Source organism: Streptomyces xinghaiensis S187 (assembly GCF_000220705.2).
Taxonomy (GTDB): Bacteria; Actinomycetota; Actinomycetes; order Streptomycetales; family Streptomycetaceae; genus Streptomyces; species Streptomyces xinghaiensis.
Genome location: NZ_CP023202.1, coordinates 1,396,881 through 1,421,183, shown reverse-complemented (window position 1 = coordinate 1,421,183; position 24,303 = coordinate 1,396,881). Strand labels below are relative to the sequence as shown.

General features: G+C 76.2%; 12 protein-coding genes and 3 pseudogenes. 7 read left to right on the top strand and 8 right to left on the bottom strand.

Features of this window, described 5'->3' with window-relative positions; translation table 11 throughout:
* Nucleotides 1–223 precede the first annotated feature (223 nt).
* Nucleotides 224–1,861 (bottom strand): acyl-CoA dehydrogenase family protein, encoded by a 1,638-nt coding sequence (locus tag SXIN_RS05995; protein ID WP_019711010.1) that lies wholly within the window; start codon nt 1,859–1,861, stop codon nt 224–226.
* Nucleotides 1,862–1,879: 18 nt separating this feature from the next.
* Between SXIN_RS05995 and SXIN_RS05990 the strand changes: the two are divergent.
* Nucleotides 1,880–3,094, top strand: a pseudogene (locus SXIN_RS05990) (YihY/virulence factor BrkB family protein); the annotation flags it as partial.
* Between the two features lie 619 nt (nt 3,095–3,713).
* The gene (gene rsgA, locus SXIN_RS05985; protein WP_019711008.1) at nt 3,714–4,895 is read left to right on the top strand and encodes a ribosome small subunit-dependent GTPase A; all 1,182 of its coding nucleotides are present in this window, start codon (nt 3,714–3,716) and stop codon (nt 4,893–4,895) included.
* 407 nt (nt 4,896–5,302) lie between these two features.
* On the opposite strand, the pseudogene SXIN_RS05980 reads toward rsgA, so the two are convergent.
* A pseudogene (locus SXIN_RS05980) lies at nt 5,303–5,914 on the bottom strand (helix-turn-helix domain-containing protein); the annotation flags it as partial.
* 152 nt (nt 5,915–6,066) lie between these two features.
* Here SXIN_RS05980 and SXIN_RS32000 point away from each other — a divergent pair.
* Complete coding sequence (locus SXIN_RS32000; RefSeq protein ID WP_238153689.1) at nt 6,067–9,147, top strand: protein phosphatase 2C domain-containing protein; 3,081 nt, start codon at nt 6,067–6,069, stop codon at nt 9,145–9,147.
* A gap of 339 nt (nt 9,148–9,486) precedes the next feature.
* Here the strand turns inward: SXIN_RS32000 and SXIN_RS05970 are convergent, their stop codons facing one another.
* Both SXIN_RS05970 and SXIN_RS05965 read right to left on the bottom strand, forming a co-directional pair.
* Nucleotides 9,487–10,629: a DUF2637 domain-containing protein gene (locus SXIN_RS05970; protein WP_019711007.1), complete on the bottom strand. Its 1,143-nt coding sequence runs from the start codon at nt 10,627–10,629 to the stop codon at nt 9,487–9,489.
* A 282-nt stretch (nt 10,630–10,911) separates the two neighbouring features.
* Nucleotides 10,912–11,745 (bottom strand): (2Fe-2S)-binding protein, encoded by an 834-nt coding sequence (locus tag SXIN_RS05965; RefSeq protein WP_019711006.1) that lies wholly within the window; start codon nt 11,743–11,745, stop codon nt 10,912–10,914.
* 118 nt (nt 11,746–11,863) lie between these two features.
* Between SXIN_RS05965 and SXIN_RS05960 the strand changes: the two genes are divergently transcribed.
* The gene (locus SXIN_RS05960) at nt 11,864–12,880 is read left to right on the top strand and encodes a GntR family transcriptional regulator (RefSeq protein WP_095756694.1); all 1,017 of its coding nucleotides are present in this window, start codon (nt 11,864–11,866) and stop codon (nt 12,878–12,880) included.
* Nucleotides 12,881–13,131: 251 nt separating this feature from the next.
* Here SXIN_RS05960 and SXIN_RS05955 read toward each other — a convergent pair.
* The 3 genes and pseudogenes from SXIN_RS05955 to SXIN_RS31485 form a co-directional block, all read right to left on the bottom strand.
* Nucleotides 13,132–13,935, bottom strand: a pseudogene (locus SXIN_RS05955) (hypothetical protein); the annotation flags it as partial.
* Between the two features lie 589 nt (nt 13,936–14,524).
* On the bottom strand, nt 14,525–16,276 hold the full coding sequence (locus SXIN_RS05950; RefSeq protein ID WP_095756693.1) for a PucR family transcriptional regulator: 1,752 nt from the start codon (nt 16,274–16,276) through the stop codon (nt 14,525–14,527).
* Nucleotides 16,277–16,718: 442 nt separating this feature from the next.
* Nucleotides 16,719–17,798 (bottom strand): LuxR C-terminal-related transcriptional regulator, encoded by a 1,080-nt coding sequence (locus SXIN_RS31485; protein ID WP_192883661.1) that lies wholly within the window; start codon nt 17,796–17,798, stop codon nt 16,719–16,721.
* A 122-nt stretch (nt 17,799–17,920) separates the two neighbouring features.
* Between SXIN_RS31485 and SXIN_RS05940 the strand changes: the two genes are divergently transcribed.
* From SXIN_RS05940 to SXIN_RS05930, 3 genes are all read left to right on the top strand, one after another.
* Nucleotides 17,921–19,690: an AMP-binding protein gene (locus SXIN_RS05940; RefSeq protein WP_019711004.1), complete on the top strand. Its 1,770-nt coding sequence runs from the start codon at nt 17,921–17,923 to the stop codon at nt 19,688–19,690.
* The gene (locus SXIN_RS05935; RefSeq protein WP_019711003.1) at nt 19,687–21,444 is read left to right on the top strand and encodes an AMP-binding protein; all 1,758 of its coding nucleotides are present in this window, start codon (nt 19,687–19,689) and stop codon (nt 21,442–21,444) included. The genes SXIN_RS05940 and SXIN_RS05935 overlap by 4 nt, the downstream gene beginning before the upstream one ends.
* A gap of 160 nt (nt 21,445–21,604) precedes the next feature.
* Nucleotides 21,605–23,506, top strand: a complete 1,902-nt coding sequence (locus tag SXIN_RS05930; protein ID WP_095756692.1) for a glycoside hydrolase family 9 protein — start codon at nt 21,605–21,607, stop codon at nt 23,504–23,506.
* Nucleotides 23,507–23,549: 43 nt separating this feature from the next.
* Here SXIN_RS05930 and SXIN_RS05925 read toward each other — a convergent pair whose 3' ends face one another.
* On the bottom strand, nt 23,550–24,266 hold the full coding sequence (locus SXIN_RS05925; protein ID WP_095756691.1) for a hypothetical protein: 717 nt from the start codon (nt 24,264–24,266) through the stop codon (nt 23,550–23,552).
* Nucleotides 24,267–24,303 lie beyond the last annotated feature (37 nt).

Sequence of the window (24,303 nt, the reverse complement as noted above, 5' to 3'; positions counted from 1 at the left end):
TACCCGGCCACGCGCCGCAGCACAGTGGGGTGACGCCGTACGACGCGCACTGGGGTGCCGCGGAGGCGGCGTTCCCGCGGCGGGGGTGGTGCCGTGACGGCGCAGCACCACCCACCGCTCCACGCTCCGGGTCAAGCCCTCCCCGGCGACCCGGAGCGGGGCCGGGGACCATCCCGCCAGGCCCCCGGGCCGCGCCCGCCCCGGCTCCGGCCGGCCCGCGCTCTCAGAACGGCACCCGGGCCCGTTCCACCACCGACGCCAGGTCCAGGGTGTGCGGCAGCGTGCCGAACGCGCCGCCCCAGTCGCCGCCCAGCCGCGAGGCGCAGAAGGCGTCGGCCGTCTCCGGCGGCGCGTACCGGACGAGCAGCGAGCCCTGCAGCACCAGCGCCATCCGCTCCACCAGCCGCCGCGCGCGGCTCTCGATGCCCTCCAGATCGGCGAGTTCGGAGAGCAGGTCCTTGATGGCGCCGTCCAGCCGGTGGTCGGCGCCGCGGGCCAGGCCGACCTCCGTGAGGAAGGCGTTGAGCGCCTCCGGCTCGCGCCGCAGGGCGCGCAGCACGTCGAGCGCCTGGACGTTGCCGGAGCCCTCCCACACCGAGTTGACCGGGGCCTCGCGCAGCAGCCGCGGCATCCCCGACTCCTCCACGTAGCCGTTGCCGCCCAGGCACTCCAGCGCCTCCGCGGCGAGCACCGGGGCCCGCTTCGTCACCCAGTACTTGGCGGCCGGGACGGCGAGGCGCAGCAGCAGCCGGTCCCGCTCGTCCCCCGAGTCCATGGCTGCGGCCAGCCGCAGCCCCACGGTCGTCGCCGCCTCGGACTCCAGCGCCATGTCGGCCAGCACGTTGCGCATCAGCGGCTTGTCGACCAGCAGGCCGCCGAAGGCACTGCGGTGCGCCGCGTGGTGCACGGCCTGGACGACGGCCTGGCGCATCAGCGCCGCCGAACCGAGCACGCAGTCCAGCCTGGTCGCCGCGACCATCCCGATGATCGTGGCGACCCCGCGCCCCTCCTCGCCGACCCGGCGCACCCGGGTGGTGCCGTCGAACTCGACCTCCGAGGAGGCGTTCGAATGGTTGCCGAGCTTGTCCTTGAGCCGCTGGAGACGGAAGGTGTTGCGGCTGCCGTCCGGCAGCACCCGGGGCAGCAGGAAGCAGGTGACGCCGCCGGGCGCCTGCGCCAGCACCAGGAAGGCGTCCGACATCGGGGCCGAGCAGAACCACTTGTGGCCGGTGAGGGTGTACGCCCCCTCCTCGGCCAGCGGCTCCGCGACCGTCGTGTTGGCCCGGACGTCCGAACCGCCCTGCTTCTCCGTCATCCCCATGCCGAACAGCGCGCCCGGCTTGCCGCCCGGCGGCAGCAGCTCCGGCTCGTACGCGTCCGAGGTCAGCCGGGGCTCCCACTCGGCCGCCAGCTCCGGGTCGGTGCGCAGCGCCGGCACGGCGGCGTGCGTCATCGACACCGGGCAGCCGTGCCCCGCGTCCACCTGCGACCAGACCATGAACCCCGCCGCCCGCCGCAGATGGCCGTCGGGGCGGGACCAGGCGCCGGTGAGCCCGGCGGAGACGGCGTGGCCCAGCAGCCGGTGGTAGGCGGGGTGGAACTCAACCTCGTCCAGCCGGTTGCCGTACCGGTCGTGGGTGCGCAGCACCGGACGGTGCTCGTTGGCCTGCGCCCCCCACCGCTGCGCCTGGGACGAGCCGGCGGCCCGGCCCAGCTCGCCGAGCCCCGTCCGGATCTCCTCCAGCCGCTCCGGCGCCGCGTACCGGGCGACTCCCTCCGCGAGCACCGCGTCCGCGGCGAAGACGTCATATCCGACCAGCGGCGGAGCCTGGTTGGTCACGGTGTGTGTGGTGGCTGCCATGCCGGATACGTTAAGCGCGTGCAAGCAGCCGAGTCATCCCCCGAACGGCCCCAGAGCCGTCTGCGCAGGGCCCGCGCCCTGTACCCCCACGTCTCCAAGCGCAAAGTGGCCTGGCTGCTGCTGAAGGACACCGTCAATTCCGGCATCGAGTACCGCATCCTCGGGCTCGCCGCCGAGGCGGCGTTCTTCACCCTGCTCTCCCTGCCGCCGCTGCTCCTCGGCCTGATCGGGCTCCTCGGCTACCTCGACGCCTGGATCGGCACCGAGACCATCGAGGGCATCCGGCAGAACATCTTCACGGCCTCCCGCACCGTCCTCTCCGAGCGGGGTGTCGAGCAGCTCATCCGGCCGCTGCTCGACGACGTGACCCGCGGCGGCCGCCCCGACGTCATCTCCCTGGGCTTCGCGCTCGCCCTGTGGTCGGGCTCCCGGGCGGTCAACGTCTTCATCGACACCATCACCGTCATGTACGGGCTGGACGGGCACCGGGGGATCGTCAAGACGCGGCTGCTGGCCTTCCTGCTGTACCTGGTCGCACTGGTGATCGGGGCGGTCGTGCTGCCGCTGATGATCGCCGGCCCGGACACCGTCATCGAGATCGTGCCGTGGAGCACGGCGGTCGTCCGGGTGCTCTACTGGCCGGTCGTGCTGGTGCTGTCGGTGGTCTTCCTCACCACGCTCTACCACGTGTCGGTGCCGGTGCGCTCGCCCTGGGTGGAGGACATCCCCGGGGCCCTGGTCGCCCTCGCCATGTGGGTGCTCGGCAGCTTCCTGCTGCGCATCTACCTCAGCAGCACCGTCGAGGGTCCCACCATCTACGGCTCGCTGGCCGCGCCCGTGGCCGTCCTGCTGTGGATCGGCGTCTCCGCTTTCGCGGTGCTCGTGGGCGCGGCGGTCAACGCCGCCATCGACCGCGTCTGGCCGTCCGTCGCCACCGCCGCGGCGCGCGAACGGAACCTGCGGCTGCGGGAGGCGGAGGCCGCCGAGATCGTCGCCCGGGCGGAGGCCGAACGCGCGGCCCGCAGCCGGTCCGCGGCCGACGAGGCGGACGACGACTGGGACGAGCGGGAGGACGGCCCGGACCGCGAGCCCCCGCCCGAGTTCCCCGAACGCTGGGCACGCTTCCTGCCGCCGGACGACATACGCTCCCGGCTGCACAGCCCGCTGCACACCCGCCGGGCACGCAAGGGCAAGGCGCCGGACGCGGGGGAGGAGCCCGGCGGCACGGAGAGCGAAGCGGCCGCCGGGGCGGGGGAGCCGGAACGGACCGGGCCCGGGGGGACGACGGAGCAGAAGCGGGGGGCGGCGCGGCCGGAGGGCCGTGGGGGACCGGCACAGGGGGAGACCCCGGGCCCCGGGCAGCCGCCGCCGGCGGACAGGGACACCGACGCGGAAACGGCTGCGGACCCGGCCGCGGACACGGACGCCGGGCGGCGCGGCGGCCGGGGCTGACCCAGCACGGACAACCGGCCGACCGGCAGTACCCGAAACGGAGCGGCCATACGGGCCTCCCGTCCCGTCGCGGCTCCCCGTGCCCGACGGCGGAGCCCGGGCACCGGGCGGAAAAACGGCTGGCGCCCGTCTCCGGGCCGGGCTTAGGCTGACCGGCGAACCGCACGGCGGCGGACCGCCGCCGGTACCGGACGTGTGAGCGAACGCAAGGGGAGGTGAGGACTGTGATGACGACGGTCGTTGTGACGGGCGCTGCCCGGGTCCCGAAGTCCAGCAATCCCACTCCCGCGGTTACCGGCTGACGGCTCACGCCACTTTCCAGCAGGGCCCCACGGCGCACCAGCGCGCCGCCGCCCCTGCGCACCCGCAGCCGGGACCGCCCCCGTGAAGGGTCATCCCGTTGCGTCAGCAAGCGCATCACCTCTCTTCTTCTCCGTCCTCCCACTCCACCCCCTCCACCTCCCCCGCCCCTCTCGCCCGCTACGGCTGGGACGCGGCCTTCGCCGAGGCTTTCGCGCCGTATGCGGCGGACGGGCTGCTGCCCGGCCGGATCGTCCGCGTCGACCGGGGCCTGTGCGACGCCGTCGTCCCGGCCCCGTCCGGCCCCGGTACCGATTCCGCCGGGGCGGAAGCGGGGCTCCGCACGGTCAGGGCCGACCTCGCTCCCGTCTCCGACCCGGACCCGACCCGCTGGGCCTGCACCGGTGACTGGATCGCCTACGACGGGGACGAGCACGCGGTCCGGGCCCTGCTGCCGCGCCGTACGGCCGTCCTGCGCTCCGCCTCCTCCAAGCGGTCCGACGGCCAGGTCCTCGCGGCCAACGTCGACCACGTCCTGATCGCGGTCTCCCTGGCGGCCGAGCTCGACCTCGGCCGGGCCGAGCGGTTCCTCGCCCTCGCCTGGGAGAGCGGCGCCCAGCCCCTCGTCGTGCTCACCAAGGCGGACCTCGTACCGGACCCGGCCACGCTCGCCCATCTCGTGGCGGACGTGGAGGCCACGGCCCCGGGCGTCTCCGTGCTGACGGTGAGCGCGGCGACCGGTGACGGCCTGGACGTCCTGACGGCCGCCGTCGCCGGCGGCACCACCGTCCTCCTCGGCCAGTCCGGCGCGGGCAAGTCCACGCTCGCCAACTCCCTCCTGGGCAGCGGGACCCAGACCGTGCGAACCATCCGCGACAGCGACGGCAAGGGCCGCCACACCACCACCACACGCGACCTGCTGCCGCTTCCGCTGCCGGGCGGGGGCGTCCTCATCGACACCCCCGGGCTGCGCGGAGTCGGCCTGTGGGACGCCGAGGACGGAGTCGCGCGGGTCTTCGCGGAGATCGAGGAACTGGCCGGCGACTGCCGGTTCCACGACTGCGCGCACACCGCGGAGCCGGGCTGCGCGGTCCTCGCCGCGCTGGAGGACGGCACCCTGCAGGAACGCCGGCTGGACAGCTACCGCAAGCTGATCCGGGAGAACGAGTGGATCGCCTCCCGCACGGACGCCCGGCTGCGGGCCGAGCGCCGCCGGGTCTGGAAGCAGCGGCAGGCGCTCGGCAAGCACCTGGTGCAGCGCAAGCGCGGCCCGCAGCGCTGACCGCGCCACCCCCGGGACACCGCTGATCCCCGGTCGCGCCCGGGGCCGCGCGGGGGCGCCGCACAGGTTGCGCACGGGTCGCGCACGGGTCGCGCACGGACGGACGTCCGGACCGTGCGGTGGCCGCGCGGTGCGCCCGGCGGTGCGCCGGCTGCGCGCGGATCGCGACGTCCGGACCCTGCGGCGCCTCAGTCGCGTCGCGCGGCCGGGTTCAGCGATCAGAAATCAGCAATCAGAAATCAGCGATCGGCGACGGGCGGCGGATGGCCGGGCAGGGGCTCCTCGTCCGCCGCCCGCCGCACCGCTGCGGCCCCGGCGCGGGCGCCGGTGTGGCCGCCGGTCCCGGCCAAGGTCCCCGATACCGCTCCGGCTCCGGTGCCGGAGCCGGCGGCCGTCCTTCCCGTGGGGGTCCGTGCCGGCCAGCCGTGTTCGCAGGCGTGCCAGCCCAGTTGGAGCCGGGTGGAGACTCCGGCGATCTCCATCAGCCGTTTCACCCGGCGCTGGACGGTGCGCAAGCCGAGGTCGAGCTGTTTCGCGGCGCTCGCGTCGGTCAGCCCGGCGAGCAGCAGGGACAGGATGCGCAGATCCACGGCGTCCGGCCCGTCCGCGGTGCCCTGGACGGCGCGCCGGGCGGGCTCGGCTCCCACGTCTTCCCCGGCACCGGCGGCACCGGCCGCGTGCGTCCCGGCCCGGTGGCCCTCCGGCCGGGGCTGCCCGGCGGGATCGGCCGTCTGCCGCGTTCTCCCGGGTGCGGGATCCCCCGCCTGCGGTACGGGCCGCCGCTGCCGGGGAGCCCCCGTACCGTCCGGCCACGCCGTCCCGGCCGCGAGCCACCGACCGGGGCGGGCCGGCGAACGCACCGCCAGCCCGTGCCGCTCCAGCCGCCGCAGAATCCGTGCGGCGTCCTCCTCGGGGAGCGTCAACCGGGCCGCCAGCTCGGCCGGTTCGGCGCCGCCCAGTCCGACGAGCGTGCGGTACGCGGACTCGTGGTCCTCGTCCAAGTCTGTTGCACCCGGCATGTCTCCCCTCCCGTACCGGCACATCATCCCCGTACCCCGCCCCTCCCTGCCACCGTTCCCCGCCACCGCCCCACCGGAGAGGCCGGACCGCCGTCCGGCGGGCTCGGAATGCGCGGCCCCGGCCCGGGGCGGGCAGGATGGACGATATGGGCATGAGTCAGTACGGGGAGCGGAACAGCCACGAGGACGCGTGGTGGCGCGAGTTGTACGGCGAGGAGAAGCCGGACGCGGGACCGGCCGCGGCGGACGACTCCCTGGACGACCGTTTCGACTCGGCCTCCCGCGCGGTCGGTCCACCGTCGGCCGGCCCCGGACCGGCCCCGGAGCGGCCCGGCCGGGAGGGCCCGGCCGGGGGAGACCCCCGGTCCGGATGGTTCGCCGCCCGGGGTTTCTCCCACGGCGGCCCGCCGGCCCCGGGGCACGACGGCGGCCCGCCGCCCGGTCGGGTTGAGGAACCCGTCACCGGGCCCGGCACCGGCGTCACCGGCGCCGGCACCGGCACAGCGGACAGCACCGGCACCGGCACAGCGGACGGCACCGGCGCCGCCGACCGCGTGGAAGCGGAAGCGGGCACCGGTGGCGCTGCCGGGGACAACGCCGCCCGGATGGAGGCCGGTTCCGGGCCGGCAGACCCCGGTGCCGGTCCGCGCGGGCTTGTCACCGGGCCCGGCACCGCCGACGGATCCCGTACCGCCGACGGATCCGGCACCGCCGCCTGGGCGGAGGCGGATGCCCGTGCCGCCGCCGGAGACCCTGCCGCCCAGCCGGATGCCGGTGCCGAGGTCACGGACGCCGGTGCCACCGGTACCGGTCACCGCGCCGGCGACACCGGCCACTGGGCCGGGACGGGCGGCGGCCCCCGGGCCGGGCGGACCAGCACCGGCGACCGCACGGAACCGGAAGCCGGTGCCGCCGCCGGAGGCCCCGCCGCCCACCTGGACGCCACTGACGAGCCGGCAGACGCGGACGACGCCGCCGATGCCGGTACGGATGTTCCCGCTCCCGCCGAGTTCGCCGCTCCCGAGCAGTGGACGGAGCCGCCGCGGCCGCAGGACCCGCCTCCGCGTCGGGAGACCGGGGAAGCCGGGCACGGAGGCCCTGGGGACACGGCCGCCGCGTCCCCGCCCTCCGCGGAGCCGGCGCCGGACGAATGGTGGTTCAGCACCCCGGCCACCCCCTGGCCCGCCGCCGGACCGGCGGTCTCCGGGGACCGTGCGGAGCCGTCCGGGAGCCCCGCCGCACCCCCGCACTCGCCCCCGTCCGCGCCCGGCCCCGGCGCACCGTGGCAGCCACCGGGCACGGCCTCCGGCCCGGCCCGGCCCTTCACGGGAGCCGCTGGACCGGCCGCGCCGCCGTCCTCCACCCCGCCGTCCTCCGCCCCGCCGTCCGGCGGAAGCCCCACCACGGCGGACGGACGGTCCGGGCCCGCCGTGCCCGGAGGGGAGCCGGAGCCCGGCCCGGAAAGCCCGGAGCCGCCGGCCGGACTTCCCGCCGCGGCGCCGACTCCCCGGAACGCCCGCCCGATGCGCTCCATGACGCCCCCGCGCGCCCCGTGGGAGCCGCCGCTCGACCCGTCGGACCCATGGGACCCTGAAGAGGCCGCGACCGGCGGTCCGGTGGAGGAGCGTCAGTCCAGCACCTCGTCATCCACCGCTCCGTACGGCCGGACCGGACGGCCGTACCATGCGACGGAGACCGGCCCGGAGAGCGGCGCGGAAAGCCGTCCGGACGGCGGGTCCGCCGCAACGGGCGGAGCGGCTCCCGGCCCGTACGACCCCGTGGTGCCGCTGTGGCGGGAGCAGCGGACCGAGCGGACCGAACAGACCGAACGGACCGGACCGGACACCCGTAACACCACCCAGGACACCCAGGAAACCCAGAACGACCAGAGCGCGCGGAGCACGCCGGCCGGAACACCGGCCGATCCCGGTCCGGTCCGGACCGGAGCGGTGGCGCGGACCGATGGAGGACATGTGGCAGTGGGCATGCTTCGGCGCGGCGGCGACGAGGCCGCCGGCGACGGCGGGCGGTACGGGGGCCCCGTCGGAGCCGGGAGTACCGGAGCTGTGAGTTCCGGAGCCGGGAGCACCGGAGGGGGCGTGCGGGCCGGCGTGGAGCCCGGGTACGTCGGCGAGCGCCCGCCCACCTATCAGGGCGAGCCGACGGCTCTCCCCGAGGCCGATCCCAAGGACCTGGACGACCTCGTCCCCGACACGGTTCTGGACGGTGCCCGCTACGGCACGATGACCCTCCGGGCCGCCTCCCTGCGCGGCGACTCCGCGCGCTACCGGGGTGAACCGCGCCGGGACGCGCTCCTGACGGCCCGGTTCGGCCGCGGCGACCAGGCGCTGCTGCTGATCGCCACGGCCACCGGCGGCCGGGCCGCGGAGGACGGACACCGGGCCGCCGCCGATGTCTGCCGGTGGGTCGCCGAAGCGGTCGGCCGCGCCCACGTCCGGCTGGCCGAGGACATCAGGGAGGGGCGGCGCGGCGCCCTCAAGTCGGGGCTGCACCGGCTGACGGGCCGTTCGTACGGCAAGCTGCGGGCGCGGGCGGCGGAGCTGGGCCTGCAGCCCGCCGCGTACACCTCGGGGCTGCGCTGTCTGCTGCTGCCCGTCGACCCCGCGTGCCGCACCCGGGTCTTCTTCGGCGTCGGCGGGGGCGGGCTGTTCCGGCTGCGGGACGGCGAGTGGCAGGACCTGGAGCCCTCGGTGCCCGCGCAGCCGCAGGCCGCGGACGGTTCCCCGGCCGGCTCCGGAGCCGTCCTGCCGGGCCAGGGAGGCGGCCCGCGCGGCCCGGCCGCCGCCGGTCCGGAGCCGGCCGGTCCGGCGCCGGCGGGCTCCGCCCCGGCCGTACCGCCGGGCGGCGAGGGTACGGGGCGTCCGCCGGGCGGTGGGGAGGCCGGGGGAGCCGACCGGCCTTCCGGGCCTGCCGGGGACCGGCTCACCGTGGACCTGGGCACCCGCGCCCCGGGCCGTCCCGGGGCGCCGGGCGATCCGGGTGCCGCGTCTTTCCGGTTCCGCGCCTCCGTCGCCCGTCCGGGGGACACCCTGCTGCTGTGCTCCGCCGGCCTCGCGGACCCGCTGCGGGGCGAGCCCGCGCTGGCCGGCCTGCTGGCGGCGCGCTGGGCCGTGTCCCCGGCGCCGGGCCTGGCCGCGTTCCTCTCCGACGTACAGCTCCGGGTGAAGGGCTACGCGGACGACCGCACGGCCGCCGCCGTCTGGGAGGACTGACTCACCACCGGCCCGGTCCGCCGTGTGCGGGACCGGGCCGCTGCTCCGGCCGGGGGAGCCACCGGCCGGGGGAGCCACCGGGCGGGACCGGGGGCCACCCGGGCCGCCATCCGCGCCCCGCCACTCCGCCGTTACGGCAATCGCGTGAAAAGCGGGATACATGACATGTAAGGAAAGAACCCGGGGAATCCACCTGTCAGTGACTGTTGCGCCGCGGATCTCCACCGCGCGAACGTCCTCCCCTGAATGCCCGGCACCGTACTCCCGGCGGTGCCGGGCATTGCCCTGTCCGGGCACACCTCCGGCCGGGCCGCCGCCCCGGCCGCCCGGCCGTCCCCGTCAGCCGAACTGCTGCTCCAGGTCCTGGAGTTTGCGCTCCAGGGAGTCGAGGCGGGGGATCGTCAGGGTGTCGTCCTCGGCCGTGAGGTCGACGGTCCGGGAAGCGCGCTCCGTACGGCCGCCGCCCCCCGGGTCCGAGCCGGGACCGGCGCTATCCGGGGTGTCAGCCCGGTCGACGCGGACGGCCTGCAAAAGCGGGCCGCCGCCCGCCGGGGAGTCCGCGGGCGAGGAGGAAGGGAGTGCCGCCGGCTGTCCGTCCGCTCTGGCGGGTTCGGAGCCGGCCTGGGCGGCGCCGGCCGGCAGCAGCCCCGGCAGCTCGACCTGACGGCCGCCCCGGGCCCGCCCCCACACCCGGTGCTGCCGGTTCATGGCCTTGATGCGGGCGCGCTCGCGCTTCTCCTCGTCCCGCCGCCGCTGCCGGTTCTGCTGCTTGATCCGCCGGTCCTCGCGGACCTCGTCGACCGCCTCGTCCAGGGTCCGCACGCCCTCCAGCAGCATCAGCGACCAGGCGGCGAAGGTCTCGCGCGGTGCGCGCAGCCAGCGGACGATGCGGATCTGCGGCAGCGGCCGCGGGACGAGTCCCTGCTCGCGCAGCGCCGCCCTGCGGGTCTGCTTGAGCGCCCGGTCGAAGAGGACCGCGGCGGACAGGGACATCCCGGCGAAGAACTGCGGGGCGCCCGCGTGATCCAGGCCGCGCGGCGCGTGCACCCAGTTGAACCAGGCCGCCGCGCCCGCGAACGTCCAGACGAGCAGGCGGGAGCCGAGGGCCGCGTCGCCGTGGCTGGCCTCCCGCACCGCCAGGACCGAACAGAACATCGCCGCGCCGTCGAGGCCGAAGGGGACCAGGTACTCCCAGCCGCCGGAGAGGTTGAGGTTCTGCCGGCCGAAGCCGACCAGACCGTGGAAGGAGAGGGCGGCGGCGACCGCGGCGCAGCAGAACAGCAGGACGTACGAGGCGGAGCCGTAGATGGCCTCCTTGCGCCGCCTGCGTTCCTCGCTGCGTTCCCAGGAGTCGGCGAGGTTGCCGTCCTTCTCGGCCGTCGCGCGCCGGCCGCGGGCCAGGACCACCGCCGCGCCCGCGATGCCGACGAGCAACACCGCGCCCGGCAACACCCAGTTCAGCGCCATGTCCGTCAGTCTCATCTCGGGCCCCTCGCCTCGCTTCCGTCCCGCCCGTGCCGTGTCGCGTGCGGTCTTGCCGCGACATCTTGGCGGAATCGGTTCTGGTGCCAGGCGGATTCAGGGCAAGGGATCGACAATGGGCAGAAGACGCAACCGAAAATATGTCCGCACGATCAGAACCGGTCGAATGGTCTGATCATGCGGACGGGGCGCGGGTCGTGACCGTAGGGTCGGGGGCTCGCTTCCGTACCCCGCACCCCGGCTTCCGGCCCGGCCTCCGGAGCCGGCGGAAGTCCCGCGCGGTCAGGCGCCGCTGAGCCGGGCCACGCGCTCGGCATCACAGGTGCGCGGGCAGGTGACGCAGGTGTCCTCCGGCCGCAGGGTGTAGAACATGCAGCAGCTCGCCCGGTCACGGGTGGACAGCGTCTCCCCGGCCGGTCCGGTCAGTTCCCGGAACGACGGCGCGCCGACGAACGGCTTCGTGGCCCCGGGCAGCAGGGCCTCCAGCTCCGCGATCGCCCGGCGCTCCTCGCCGAGCAGGTGGCCCGCGTACCAGAGGCTCTCGACGATCTCGTCGGTGGCCATGCCCCACATGGCGCGCGGTCCGCGCCGCATCCGGGGGCGGAAGCCCTCCAGCACCGGCTCGAGATGCTCGGCGAGCGCTCCGCGGACCTCGGTCCGCAGCGTGTCCTCCCCGCTGACGACCCGCGCGCCCGGCAGCCCGGCCGCCGGGTCGTCCGGCAGGCACGCGAACTCCCGGACCCGCGCGGTCATCCGGCCCTGTGCGCGGTGGAACGCGACCTCGCCGGCCGGCAGCCGCGGCACACGGCGGAGCAGGAACCAGGGGACGGTGATGAGCAGGCACGCGGACCAGGCGTAGCGGTGCAGCCCGAAACCGGCGGTCACGTCGGGGCGGGCCGGGCGCCCGTAGTTGCCGACGACCTCGGCCTCCTCGGCGGCCAGGAAGGCGTCGAGGGCGGGGCCGCCCGATGCCAGCTCACCGGCTTTCACCCAGCCGCCGCCGGAGCGCGGAGCGCCCTCCAGCAGCCGTACGGCGGGGAGCACCTCGGCGAGCCGGGAGTACGCCCCCGCCACGGGGTGGTGCGAGAGGGCCGGTACGGCCGGTGCCACGGACATGCGGGGACCACCAACTCAACGCGATCGTTTGCAGGTAAGCCTTACCTTACCCGACCACTCGGACCTTTGAAGTGCGGAGTGGTCCGCTTATCGTTCTGTGGGACCACAGGAGGACCCGATGGAGCAGTCGCGAGCCGCAGCATCCCGGGGGACCGGAGAGGCCGGGCGGGGCGCGGGTGCGCCGCGGCCGGGAACTCCCCCGCAGGCGGCCGGCACCCGCCCGGCCGAGGCGGTCCGCGAGGACCGCGGGCGCGGCTCGTACGGGGCCGGTGCGCGGGGCGCGGCGTGGCCGGACCCGTCCCGGCAGGTCCGCCGCGAACCCCGGGAGCACGGAAGCGGCGAACACGCGGCCGGTGAGCGCGGGAGCGGGGAACCCGGCCGGGGCGCGGGCACCCGGGAGGCGCCCACGGCGGACGGGCCCGCGCCCGGCGCGCACGCCTACGGCACCGGGGAACAGCCGGACGGGGCGGCGCGGACCCCCGGGCGCCCGGCGCCGCGCAAGCTCCCCGCCCGCCACTCCGTGCGCGGACAGATCCTCGACGCCCTCCGAACCGCGCTGGTCGGCGGCGATCTCCTGCCCGGCGAGGTGTACTCGGCGCCCGCCCTCGCCGCGCGGTTCGGGGTCTCCCCGACGCCCGTGCGGGAGGCGATGCAGCAGCTCGCCGCCGAGGGTGCCGTGGAGGTCGTCCCCAACCGGGGCTTCCGCGTGGCCCGCCGCAGCGAGCGCGACCTCGCCGAACTGGCCGAGGTGCGCGCCCTGTTGGAGGTGCCGGTGCTGCTCCGGCTGGCGCGGACCGGGCCGCCCGCGAGCTGGGAGGAGCTGCGCCCGCTCGCCGCGGCCGGCGTGGCGGCGGCAGCCCGGGGCGACCGGGTCGGCTACGCCGAGGCCGACCGCGCCTTCCACCACGCACTGCTCTCCCTCTCGGGGAACCGCCAGCTCGCCCTGATCGGCGACGAACTGCACCGGCGGGGCCAGACGCCGGCGGGCCGCACCCGGGCCACCGGGACCGCGGAACTCCTCGCGGAGGCGGCCGAACACAACGCCCTGCTGGACGCCCTGAGCGCGGGCGACACAGCGGCCGTCGAGCAGCTGGCACGCGAGCACTTCACCGCCGCCCGGCCGCCCCGGGCCTGACCCCCCGCCGCCCGGCGACGGGACCGGCCGGTCTCCGGCAGCCGGGGTCCGTCAGTCGGGGTCCGTCAGTCGGGGCGGGGGAGGGTCCGTGCCCGAGGGGCCGGAGTGGCCGCCGGGGGTGCCGTGGCCGCCGCCGTGCCGGCCGGTGCGGCCGCCTCCCCTGCCGGAGCGGCCACCGCGAGGTCCGCCGTCTCCGCGGACGGCGCCGCGGCCCCGGATACGGCCACCTCCACCGTTTCCGGCGTCTCCACCGCGGTAGCCGCACCGGAGGGCAGCAGCCGGTCCGCCAGCCAGGACGGCACCCCGCCCAGCAGCCGTACCAGCCGCAGGGCCTCCGCCCGCAGCCGTGACGCGTCGGGCTCCGGTTCGACGTCGGCCAGGGCCGACAGCGCCGGGGCGATGCCGATCAGGTAGCCGAGCTCCTCGCGGATGCGCAGCGATTCCGCGAAGCCGTGCCGGGCCTCCGTCCGGTTGCCCTCCTGCTCCGCCATCGAGGCCAGATGCCGCCAGGTGAACGAGAGCAGCAGTTCGTCGCCGAGTGTGGAGGCGCCCGCGTGCGCGCGGGTGAACGCCGCCTGGGCGCCGCGCGGGTCCCCGGCCAGGTGCTGGGCGACGAGACCGCGCCGGAAGTCCAGCAGCGGGCGGTTCGGCGAACCGGGCGGCAGCAGCGCGGCGGCGCGGCCGAGGGCCGAGCGGGCCTCGTCGGCGCGGTCCCGCACCCCGAACAGGGTGGAGGCGTAGGCGAGATGGCCGCGTTCGCAGGCGGCGCTGCCCCGTTCCTCGTCACCGGTGACCAGCGCCTCGGCCGCGCGGAGGGCGTCGTCGGCCTCCTCCCAGCCCGTGGCCGTGAACAGGCACCGCTCCACGAGGATGGTGGTGCGCCAGAGCGCGGCGGCCGATTCCGTGACGGCCGAGGGGGCGAGCAGCGCGGCGGCGTCCTCCCAGCAGCCGCGGGAGCGGAGCCGCCACACGGCGCTCTGGAGCGGGTCGTCCCAGGGGACCGGTTCCGTAGCGGGGTTCTTCGGTCCAGAACGTGACATGGCGGTATCCGCCACATTCCCTCCCATGCGCGCCGTCGAGCCCGGAAAGCCGTGGGCGAATCTCAGCATGAATCATGGTGCGGAGCCAAGGGGTTGGGTGAACGGATTCACAAAGCACCGCGAGACTGCTGTGACCCAGGTCACGCGCAGGATAGCGGGCTCCGGAGGGCCCTCGCGCGCGGGGGCGCGGGGCCGTGTCGCGGCCCCGGCGGAGGGGGCGTGCGGAGGGTCGTGCCCGGTAAGCGGACGGTGGGCTTCCGGGTGTCGCCGCGGGATGCGGACCGCCGGGTTCCGTGCTTCCGCCGGCTCCGCGATGTCCGCGCCCCCTCCGCGAGGTTTGCCGGCTTCCGCCGGGGCCCGCGGAGCCGCCGGCCCGGGTCCGCCCGGCGCCGTCGGCGCCCCCTGGAGCCGGTACCGCACGGGGCTCCGGCCCAACGGCCGGGTCCTGCACCGGCAGGCCGGGCCCGGACGCCTCTGTTCCGCCAGGAGCCGCAGGACGTCCGCCCCGGCAGCGTCCACCCGGCCCGGCGCCCCCGCCCGCAGCGGCGGTGCGTCCCCCTCCCCCGAGGCGGCGGGCACGGCGGGCGCTGTGGTGCCGTCCGGGTCAGCTCATCCGCAGGGCGAGGAAGAAGTCGAGCTTGTCCTCCAGGCGGGACAGGTCCCGGCCCGTCAACTGCTCGATACGGCCCACGCGGTAGCGCAGCGTGTTGACGTGCAGATGGAGCCGGGCCGCGCAGCGGGTCCAGGAGCCGTCACTGTCGAGGAAGGCCTCCAGTGTCGGGACCAGTTCCGCGCGGTGCCGGCGGTCGTAGTCCCGCAGCGGCTCCAGGAGGCGTGCGGTGAAGGCGCGCCGCACGTCGTCCGGTACGAACGGCAGCAGCAGCACGTGCGAGGCCAGCTCCTGGTGCCCGGCCGCGCACACCCGGCCGGTCCGGGCCGCGGCGACCCGGCGGGCGTGCCGGGCCTCCTCCAGCGCGCCGCGCAGCCCCTCGGGGGTCAGCACCACCGCGCTGACGCCCAGGGTGAGCCGCCCGCCGCCCGCCTCCAGGCCGCGTTCCAGCGGCCCCCGCGCGGCGCCGAGCAGATCCTCGGTCCGGACGCCCCCGCCCTCGGGGCCTCCGCCGTCCGGGCCCGCCACCGCGGGCAGCGGTACCAGCGCGACGGCCTCGTCACCGCCGCAGGCCACGGCGCTGCGGTCCGCCGGTTCCGGGCCGCCCGCGCGCGGGTCGAGGAGGATCTCCTCCAGCAGCGCCCGCGCCGCCGGTCCGCCGGTCTCGTCCCGGGTACGGCGGCCGGGCCCGTCCGCCGCGGCCGTCTCCGCCGGGCCCGCGGGCTCCTGTTCGAGCCGGGCGACCACGATCTGCCAGTGCGGCGCGCTGCCGAGGCCCGGGAGCAGCACGGGCGCGGCGGCCCGCAGCCGGGCCGCGGTCTCGGCGGGCGGCGCGCCGTCCCGCAGCAGGTCGACGACCTCCTGGGCGAGCCGCCGCCGTACCGCCCGGGCGGCGTCCCGGTGGCCGCGTTCGGCGGCGATCAGCTGGGTGACCCCGTGCAGCAGGTCGAGCCGCTCGGCGGGCCAGTCGCCCGCGTCGGCCTCGACGGCCAGCAGCCAGTCGGAGAGCACGGCCGCCGGCGCGTCGCCCGTCTCCCGCGCGGAGGCGGGGCCGGTGGCGCGGACGGGGAAGAGCGAGTGGACGGTGCCGGAGGCGGTGAACCGGTGCGGGGCCGCCCGCCCGGCGGCCTCCGCGGCCAGGTACTCGCCCGCGAGCGCCGCGCACAGCTCCGGGTCCGGCCGCTCCCCGCCGGCGTCCGGTCCCGCGCCGGCTCCGCGACCCGCGACGAGCCGGCCGGTGGGCGAGAGCACCCAGGCGCGCAGGTCCAGATCGCTGCCGAGCAGATCGAGGACCACGTCCGGGCCCCGGCCCGACGGCCCGGCCGTCATCATCCTGCGGTGCCGGTCGACGACGGCGGCCAGATCACCGGCCCGCTCGCCGGAGACCCGGCGCACCACGTGCTCGGTGATGGTGGCGAACGCCACGCTCTCGTCCACCGCGAAGAGCGGCAGCCGGTGCCGCTCGCAGGCGGCCACCAGATCCGCCGGGACGGCACGCAACTCGGCCTCGCCCGCCGCCAGTCCCGCGGCGCCGGCACCGGTGAGGATCCGGACGAACCGCTCCGAGTCCTCCGGCCCGTGATGCCAGGCCAGTCCGCTGAGCACCAGTTCGCCGCCCGACAGATAACGGCCGGGATCGCGCAGGTCGGTGGTCATGACACCGCGCACGGTGCGGTCCAGCTCCGCCTCGCCGCTGAGCAGGCGCAGGCCCAGGACGTCGTTCTCCAGCAGTGCGCGGAGGCGCATGGTCGCTCGCCGATCGGTCGGAAACGGGTGCAGGGGAGGCGTGGGGGAGAGGGCGCGGGCCGGTGGGATCGTTCCGCTGCCCGGGGCCCCGCCTTTTGTTCGAATCTACAAGAAGAGTCCCCCGGCCAGCCAATCGCGTCCCGCGCGCCCGCTCGGCCGGACCGGCGGGCCGGGACCGCGCCGCGAACTCTCCCTCCGGACGCACGGACGCCCCGGACCCGCCGGAGGGGGGCCTCGTCGGCCCCGGCCCCGACCCCGACCGCGGACGGGGCCGGGGCGGAGGACCGGTGGCCGGTGTTCCCCCGCCGATGCCCGGTCGCCGTGCCGGCCCGTCGGCCAACCGGGCCGGTCGCTGCTCACGGTTGCCGGCTCCCCGCTCGCCCGCGCCCCGCGGCCCGTCGCCGTCACCCTGGGCTCAGGGCGGCAGACCCGGCCCGTGGCCTCAGGGCAGCAGCCCGGCCCGCCGCGCCGCCACCACCGCCTCCAGCCGGCTGTGCGCTCCCAGCCTCCGCATCGCCGACCGCAGGTACGCCTTCACCGTCTCCGGCCGCACCCCCAGCCGCTCCGCCGCGTCGGCGTTGGTGGCCCCCGCCGCCACGCACGCCAGGACGTCCAGTTCGCGCGGCGCCAGCCCCGTGCCGCCCGGGGCCCCGCGGTGGTCCGCCGCCGGCTCCGCCGAGCCGGCCTCGGCCAGCCGTTCGCAGACCGCCAGCACCTCGTCCCGCAGCTCCGGGTCCGCCACCCGCGGCGCCAGCGCACGCAGCCGGGCGTGCGCTTCTCGCACCCGCTCCCACGCCGCTCCGGACATCACCCCGGCCGGCCCGTCCCGATCACCGCGGCCCCCGGGGCCGCCGAAGCCGTCCGGACCGCCGGGCCCGCCGGGAAGTCCCGGCCCCCCGGGACCGCCGGGCCCTCCGGGACCGCCGAGGGCACCCGCGCCCGCGCCGGCGGCGTCGGCCGCGCCCCCCGGCCCGGCGAACGCCCCGGCCGCCCCCGGCCCCGCCGTCCGCGCCGTGCCGGTCCGCCCCTCCGCCAGCAGCCGCTGTGCCTCGTCGCGGACCGCCAGGGTCCGTTCCAGCTCCCGCGCCGCGCCCATCGCGGCGTGCAGGGTGCGGTCGCCCAGCGGCACCGGCTGCCGCAGCGCCCCGTAGAGCACGCCCCGCACCTGCCGTCCCACGATCACCGGGACCGCGAGGACGGCGCGCAGCCCCTCGGCCGCCACCGCGCCGTCGTACTCGTGGCTGATGGTCCGTGAAGCCGGGTAGTCGGTCACCGTCACCGGCCGGGACAGCGCCAGGGCCTTGCCGCCGAGGCCGTTGCCGGCCGTCACCGACAGGCCCGCCAGGGAGCCGGTGGACGCGCCGCTGAGCTCGCCGATGCGCAGCCGCGTGCCGTCCACCAGCAGCCCGCCGAAGGCCACCGGCAGCCCGCTGGCCCGCCGCAGGCGCAGCAGCGCCGCTCTGACCTCGGCGGTCGCGCCCGGCGTACGCGGCCCCTCCGCGTTCGCGCCCCCGTGCTCCAGTTCGGCCACGGTCAACTCCCCTCCCCCGTACGCATATACCGGTGTCACCCCCGTCCGGGGGTAGTGAGACGCAGGTCACTGCCTCAAGATGCTACTGAGCCGCACCACCACGAGGAGGACAGATGACGGGAAGCGGAACCACGGCGTCGGCCGGCGCCGGTGAGCCGCCCGCCGCCACGGAGGCCACGGAGGAGTTCCGCCGGGCCCGCGACTTCCTCCTCCGCCACCGGGAGGACTACGACGCCGCCCGCGCCGGGTTCCGCTGGCCGCGCCCGTCCCGCTTCAACTGGGCCCTGGACTGGTTCGACCGGGTGGCCGAGGGCAACGACCGCACCGCGCTGCACATCGTCGAGGAGGACGGCGGCGAGAGCCGCAGCTCCTTCGCCGAGCTCTCCGCCCGCTCCGGCCGGGTCGCCAACTGGCTCCGCGCCCAGGGGGTGCGGGCCGGCGACCGCATCGTCGTCATGCTCGGCAACCAGACCGAGCTGTGGGAGACCGCGCTCGCCGCCATGAAGCTGCGCGCCGTCGTCATCCCCGCCACCCCGCTGCTCGGCCCGGCCGACCTGGCCGACCGCGTCGCCCGCGGCCGGGCGGGGCACGTCGTCGTCCGGGCCGGGGACACCGCCAAGTTCGCGGACGTCCCCGGCGACTACACCCGGATCGCCGTCTGCGGCACCGGGCCGGACGCCCCCGGCCCGCCGCCCGGCTGGCTCCCGTACGAGGAGGCCCGCGGTTTCCCGGACGCCTTCACCCCGGACGGCCCCACCGCCGCCGGCGACCCACTGCTGCTGTACTTCACCTCGGGCACCACGGCCCGCCCCAAACTCGTCGAGCACACCCATCTCTCGTATCCGGTGGGCCATCTGGCCACCATGTACTGGATCGGGCTGCGGCCCGGCGACGCCCACCTGAACATCTCCTCGCCCGGCTGGGCCAAGCACGCCTGGAGCAGCCTCTTCGCGCCGTGGAACGCCGAGGCCACCGTCGTCGTGCACAACTACACCCGCTTCGACGCGGCCCGGCTCATGGAGCACATGGACCGCCTCGGCGTCACCAGCTTCTGCGCCCCGCCCACCGTCTGGCGGATGCTCGTCCAGGCCGACCTGACCCGGCTGGCCACCCCGCCGCGCGAGGTGGTCGCGGCGGGGGAGCCGCTCAACCCGGAGGTCATCGAACGGGTCCGGGCGGACTGGGGGGTGACGATCCGGGACGGCTTCGGCCAGACGGAGACCGCCGTCCAGATCGCCAACAGCCCCGGGCAGCCCGTGAAACCCGGGTCCATGGGCCGCCCGATGCCAGGCTTCGCCATCGATCTGCTCGACCCGGCCACCGGCGAGCCCGGCGACGAGGGCGAGGTGTGCGTCCGCCTCACCGGCCCCGACGGCGAGCGCCCCGTCGGCCTCATGACCGGCTACCACGGCGACGCCTCCCGCACCGCCGAGGTGATGGCCGGCGGCCACTACCACACCGGGGACCTCGCCTCCCGCGACGCCGGGGGCCACCTCACCTACGTCGGCCGCGACGACGACGTCTTCAAGTCCTCCGACTACAAGATCTCGCCCTTCGAGCTGGAGAGCGTACTGCTGGAGCACGAGGCGGTCGCCGAGGCCGCCGTCGTCCCCGCGCCGGATCCGCTGCGCCTCTCGGTGCCCAAGGCGTATGTCGTCCTGGCCGAGGGCTGGCCGCCCGGGCCGGAGACCGCCCGGGAGCTTTTCGCCCATTCCCGGCGGAACTTGGCACCCTACAAACGGGTCCGTCTGATCGAGTTCGCCGAACTGCCCAAAACGGTCTCGGGCAAGATCCGCCGGATCGAGCTGCGGCGACGTACCGCAGAGGGAAGCACCACAAGCACCACAAGCGCCACCGCATACCGCGAGGGGGACCACTCATGAGCAAGCGCTCCGCCGTTTCCGCCGACGGCACCGCAGAGGGCAACGGCACCGCCCCGGAGGGGACGGACCCGGCCGGCGCCGCCACACCGGTGGCCGGTGAGCTCTCGTACGCCGCCGGCACCGCGGACGGGCCACTGCTCGGCGACACCATCGGGGCCAGCCTCGACCGCGCGATCGCCGCCCACCCCGACCGCGAGGCGCTCGTGGACGTGGTGTCCGGCCGCCGCTGGACCTACGCCGAGTTCGGCGCCGCCGTCGACGAGGTGGCGCTCGGCCTGCTCGCCAAGGGCGTCCTCAAGGGCGACCGGGTCGGCATCTGGGCCGTCAACTGCCCCGAGTGGGTCCTCGTGCAGTACGCGACCGCGCGCATCGGCGCCGTCATGGTCAACATCAACCCGGCCTACCGCGTGCACGAACTGGCGTATGTGCTCAAGCAGGCCGGGATCGGGGTGATGGTCTCCTCCGTCGAGCACAAGACCAGCGACTACCGGCGCATGGTCGAACAGGTCCGCGCCCACGCCCCGGCCCTGCGCGACGTCGTCTACATCGAGGACTCCACCTGGCAGGGCCTCATCCGGGCCGGCCAGGGCGTGCCGCGCGAGCGCCTGGCCGCCCGCGCCGCCGAACTCAGCTGCGACGACCCGGTCAACATCCAGTACACCTCGGGCACCACCGGCTTCCCCAAGGGCGCCACGCTCTCCCACCACAACATCCTCAACAACGGCTTCTGGGTGGGCGAGCTGATCCGCTACACCGAGCAGGACCGCATCTGCCTGCCCGTGCCCTTCTACCACTGCTTCGGCATGGTCATGGGCAATCTCGCCGCCACAACCCACGGCGCCTGCATCGTCATCCCGGCCCGCTCGTTCGACCCCGCGGCCACCCTCGAAGCCGTCGCCGCCGAACGCTGCACCTCCCTCTACGGGGTGCCGACGATGTTCATCGCCGAACTCGACCTGCCCGGCTTCGAGGACTACGACCTCTCCTCGCTGCGGACGGGCATCATGGCCGGCTCGCCCTGCCCGGTGGAGGTGATGAAGCGGGTCGTCAGCGAGATGAACATGGCCGAGGTGTCGATCTGCTACGGCATGACCGAGACCGCCCCGGTCTCCACGCAGACCCGGCGCGAGGACGACCTGGAGCGCCGCGTCGGCACCGTCGGCCGGGTGCTGCCGCACCTGGAGGTGAAGATCACCGACCCGGCGACCGGCCTCACCGTGCCGCGCGGCACCGCGGGCGAACTCTGCACCCGCGGCTACTCGGTGATGCTCGGCTACTGGGAGGAGCCCGAGCGCACCGCGGAGGTCATCGACCACGCCCGCTGGATGCACACCGGCGACCTGGCGGTGATGGGCGAGGACGGCTACGTCCGGATCGTCGGACGCATCAAGGACATGATCATCCGCGGGGGCGAGAACGTCTATCCGCGGGAGATCGAGGAGTTCCTGTACAGCCACCCCAAGATCGCCGATGTGCAGGTGGTCGGGGTGCCGGACGAGACCTACGGCGAGGAGATCCTCGCCTGCGTCATCCTCCGCGACCCGGCGGACCCCCTGACCCGCGACGAGCTCGCCCGCTACTGCCGCGGCCGGCTCGCGCACTTCAAGGTCCCCCGCCATCTGCGGGTCATGGACTCCTTCCCCACCACCGTCAGCGGCAAGGTGCGCAAGGTCGAGCTGCGCGAGGGCTTCACGGCACCGGCCCGCACCCCGCAGCAGTCGCGCTCCCCGGAACGCGCCCGCGCCGGGACGTGACCGGCGGCAGGGTCACCCACCGGCCGCGGTGACGGCCGGCCCGGGCCGGACCGTACACCCTCCGGGGTGAACCCCCGGGCCGGACGGGTGAGTCCGGTGGACCCCCGGGCGGCGATGACGGTAGCGAAGCCCCGTCATCGTCGACCGAAGGGGATGCCCCATGCCGGCCAACCGACCACGCCCGCCCCGGCGGCCGCACGCGCGAGCGGCGGCCGCCCTGGCCGCCGGGCTCGCGCTCGCCGCCCTCACCCCCCAGGCCGCCGAGGGCGGCCCGCCGTCCGCGCGGGCCGCGGACAGCGGCCGCCAGGAGAACGGCGCCGGGGACAAGGAGGCCGGCGGGAACGACGGCAGCGGCGCCGCCGTCCGCGTCAACCAGATCGGCTATCTCACCGGAGCCGCCAAGGTGGCCGCCGTCGTCAGCGCGGCCGGGAAGCCCGTCGGCTGGCGGCTGCGGATCCACGGCTCCGGCGCCGTCGCGGCATCGGGCCGCACCCGGGTGTACGGCCACGACCGGGCCTCCGGCGACCATCTCCACCACGCCGACTTCTCCCGGCACCGCACCCCCGGCCGCTATGTGCTGGAGGCGGACGGCGCGGGCCGCAGCGTCCCGTTCTCCGTGCGGGACCGCGCCCTCTACCCGGCGCTGGCCCGCGACGCGATGGGCTACTTCTACTTCCACCGGATGGGCACCCCCGTCGAGGCCCGCCACCTCCAGCACCCCGCGCACGCCCACGACGCGCTGCACCCCGGCGACGCGTCCGTCCCCTGTTACCGCCGGTGGTGCGGCAAGCAGCGGCTGGACGTCCGCGGCGCCTGGGCGGACGCCGGCGACTTCGGCGTCTACCCGGTCAACCACGCCCTCGCCGCCTGGACCCTGCTCAACCTCCACGAACGCGACCCCCGGGCGCTCCCCGACGGATCGCTCGCGATCCCCGAACGCTCCAACGGCCGCCCCGACATCCTCGACGAGACCGCCTACGGCTCCCGCTTCGTCCCCGGCATGCTGCCCCGCGAGGGCCTCGCCTCGCACAAGGTCCACAACCACGCGTGGAGCGGCTTCCCGCCCGAGTCGGTGGCCGCCGAGAACGCCATGAAGCGCTCCGCCATGCCGCCCTCCACCAACGCCACCTACGCCGTCGCCCGCACCACCGCCCACCTCTCCCGCGTCCTCGCCCCCCACGACCCGCGGCGCGCCGCCGCCCTCTGGCGCACCGCCGAGGACGCCTGGTCCCGCGCCGAGGCCCGCCCCGACACCGACTACACCGCTGCCGTCAAGGACGCCGAGGGCGGCGGCGACTACGAGGACCGCGGCAACAGCGACGACCGCTACGCCGCCGCGGCCGAGCTCTACCTCACCGGCCACCGCCGCGCCGCCCCCTCAACCGCCGCCTACCGCACGGCCGTCACCGGCTCCCGCCACTATGGGGAGATCACCCGCCGCTTCTCCTGGGCGCGGACCGCGACCACCGGCACCCTCTCCCTGCTGGCCGCCCGCAACGACCTGCCCGCCGCCGACCGGGACCGGATGACGCGGCGCCTGCGCGCCGAGGCCGACCGGATCCTGGCCGTCCTCGGCAAGGAGGGCTACCCCGTCCCGCTCGCCGGGGACCGGAAGTACCCGTGGGGCTCCAACTCCGCTGTCGTCAACCGCGTCCTGCTGCTCGGCACCGCCCACGACCTGACGGGCGACCGGCGCTATCTGCGCGGTGCGCACCGCGCCATGGACTACCTCATGGGGACCAACGCCCTGCGCCTCTCCTACATCACGGGGTACGGCGAGCACAGCGAGACCGACCTCCACGACCGCTGGGCCTGGGGCCGCTTCCCGCGCGTCCCGTTCCCCCGGGGCTGGCTGGCCGGCGGGCCCAACAACACCCTCGTCAACGACAAGGCCACCCCCAAGGGCCGCCCCGCCGCCAAGTCCTACGCGGGCCCCCGCACGGCGCCCGGGGCCTGGAGCTCCAAGGAGAACGCCGTCAACTGGAACGCGCCCCTGGTCTGGGCCGCCGCCTTCCTCGACCGCACCACCGGAGAACTCACCGGTACGGGGCGGCGGGACTGAGCCCGCCCGCCCGCCCGGCCCGCCCGCAGGCGCCCGCCCGGCCTCAGGCGCCCATCCGGATGAGGTCGTCCGCCGCGTCGTTCACGGGCTGCGGGGTGCCGGTGAGGTCCATGACGAACAGCGGCACCAGTAACTCGTCGGCGCGGGTCCGGGCGTCGTGGGCATAACCGGCCAGGGAGAAGAACACCCCGACCGCCGAGGCGTTGAGCCCGTTGAGCCAGAGGCACTCGACCTCGCGCAGGGCGGAGGGCCGGGTGGTCGGGTCGACCTGGGCGACGACCCCGGTGCCGCGCAGGTCCACACCGGTGCCGGGGCGGTCGTCGCAGGCGAGGACGTCGCGGAAGCCCAGCCAGCGCAGGTACTTCGCGGCGGCGTTGACCGCGTCCCGGCCGGTGCGGATCGTCACCGGCCGGAACGCGGGCCGCGGCACCGCCGAGGTCGGGGCGGGCTGCCGCGGCGGCTCCGCGGGAGACCCCGGGACGGCCGGGGAGGCACTGGTCAGCGGGGCGACGGGCAGCCGCAGCAACAGCCCGCACGGGCAGCCCAGTTCGGGACGCGGCCACTGGCTGCGCCGCCCGCAGGCATCGCAGCGCACGGTGACCCAGGTGTCCTCCCAGGTGTGGTGTTCGACCCGGACGGGAGACCCGCCGCGCAGGATGCGCGGGGTCAGCGGGGAACCGCAGGCGCAGGGGTAGGTGTTCGGGGTGTACGAGTGCTCGCGGCGGCACGAGGGGCAGCGCACCGGCACGCTCTCCGCCATGTTCGGGCTCCAGCAGGGGCGTAGGGATATCGGCTCC

Excerpts from the sequence above, each read along its gene's own strand:
- SXIN_RS05995 (WP_019711010.1), bottom strand. The coding sequence starts at position 1,861 with ATGGCAGCCACCACACACACCGTGACCAACCAGGCTCCGCCGCTGGTC.
- SXIN_RS05930 (WP_095756692.1), top strand. The coding sequence starts at position 21,605 with ATGCCGGCCAACCGACCACGCCCGCCCCGGCGGCCGCACGCGCGAGCG.
- SXIN_RS05935 (WP_019711003.1), top strand. The coding sequence starts at position 19,687 with ATGAGCAAGCGCTCCGCCGTTTCCGCCGACGGCACCGCAGAGGGCAAC.
- SXIN_RS05965 (WP_019711006.1), bottom strand. The coding sequence starts at position 11,745 with ATGTCCGTGGCACCGGCCGTACCGGCCCTCTCGCACCACCCCGTGGCG.
- SXIN_RS05940 (WP_019711004.1), top strand. The coding sequence starts at position 17,921 with ATGACGGGAAGCGGAACCACGGCGTCGGCCGGCGCCGGTGAGCCGCCC.
- SXIN_RS05950 (WP_095756693.1), bottom strand. The coding sequence starts at position 16,276 with ATGCGCCTCCGCGCACTGCTGGAGAACGACGTCCTGGGCCTGCGCCTG.
- SXIN_RS05925 (WP_095756691.1), bottom strand. The coding sequence starts at position 24,266 with ATGGCGGAGAGCGTGCCGGTGCGCTGCCCCTCGTGCCGCCGCGAGCAC.
- SXIN_RS05960 (WP_095756694.1), top strand. The coding sequence starts at position 11,864 with ATGGAGCAGTCGCGAGCCGCAGCATCCCGGGGGACCGGAGAGGCCGGG.
- SXIN_RS05970 (WP_019711007.1), bottom strand. The coding sequence starts at position 10,629 with ATGAGACTGACGGACATGGCGCTGAACTGGGTGTTGCCGGGCGCGGTG.
- SXIN_RS32000 (WP_238153689.1), top strand. The coding sequence starts at position 6,067 with ATGAGTCAGTACGGGGAGCGGAACAGCCACGAGGACGCGTGGTGGCGC.